The 884-nt window shown below is 67.1% G+C and carries 1 protein-coding gene and 1 pseudogene; one reads left to right on the top strand and one right to left on the bottom strand.

Annotated features, from left to right (window positions below):
- Positions 1–46: 46 nt before the first annotated feature.
- A complete protein-coding gene (locus tag BIV01_RS12840; RefSeq protein WP_070416883.1) occupies positions 47–451 on the bottom strand; it encodes a hypothetical protein in 405 nt (134 codons plus the stop codon).
- Positions 452–592: 141 nt separating this feature from the next.
- Here BIV01_RS12840 and BIV01_RS12835 point away from each other — a divergent pair.
- A pseudogene (locus BIV01_RS12835) lies at positions 593–884 on the top strand (polyphosphate kinase 2); the annotation flags it as partial.

Below are 884 nucleotides of genomic sequence, written 5' to 3'. Positions count from 1 at the left end.
GCCTCCCGTCCGTCATCGGGTCGCGTCGCGACCCGCACTCCGGTCGTCAGCGACGGCGGAAGTAGCCGTTCGCGCCACCGACGAACATGAGGATGGTCGCGACGATGACCGCGATGCCACCGATCCAGCCGAAGGCGTTCGAACCGGACGCCGCGCCGACACCGACGTTGAGGACCTGCAGGATCGCGAGCACGAGCAGGACGATGCGCGCCCAGTTGCGGCCGTCGCGCATCTTGAAGACGATGATGAGCTCGACGATGGCGATGATGAAGCTGATGATCGCGCCAGCGACCACCGGCCCGGTCCCGACGGCGTTCGCTGCGGCCGCGCCACCGCCGCCCGCGACGAGCACGACGATGCCGCTGATGATGTTCGCGAGGACCACGATCAGCCAGATGATGAACGAGACGGTGACGGTGGTCGGACGTCCCGACCGGGTTGTTCCTGACATGCTTGCTCCTTCTGCCCCGATCGCGTCCAGCGACCTCACTGTGAACGTACAGCCCTGACGGAAGTTTGTCCGGTGTCCCTGCGGACGCGGCCGGGAAGCGCACGCCAGGATGGGGGTGCAGCACACCGACGAGGAGGACCCGTGGACAAGGCCCAGTACTCGCAGCCCATCCGGGAGTACATCGAGCAGCTCCGGACCGAGGGCTACAGCGTCGCCGACGGGCACACCGCCGACCCGGACCTCATCGACCCGTACGGCAACCCGGTCCTGACCTGGCGCGACGACTACCCCTACGACGAACGCCTCGGCCGCGAGGAGTACGAGTACCAGAAGTACCACCTGCAGATCGAGCTGCTGAAGTGCCAGTACTGGCTCGAGGACACCGGGCAGAAGGCAGTCGTCCTCTTCGAGGGTCGCGACGCCGCGGGCAAGG

It is taken from the genome of Curtobacterium sp. MCBA15_013, from assembly GCF_001865095.1.
GTDB lineage: Bacteria > Actinomycetota > Actinomycetes > Actinomycetales > Microbacteriaceae > Curtobacterium.
The sequence above is the reverse complement of the archived record's forward strand: the minus strand, read 5'-3'. Positions and strand labels throughout refer to the sequence as shown.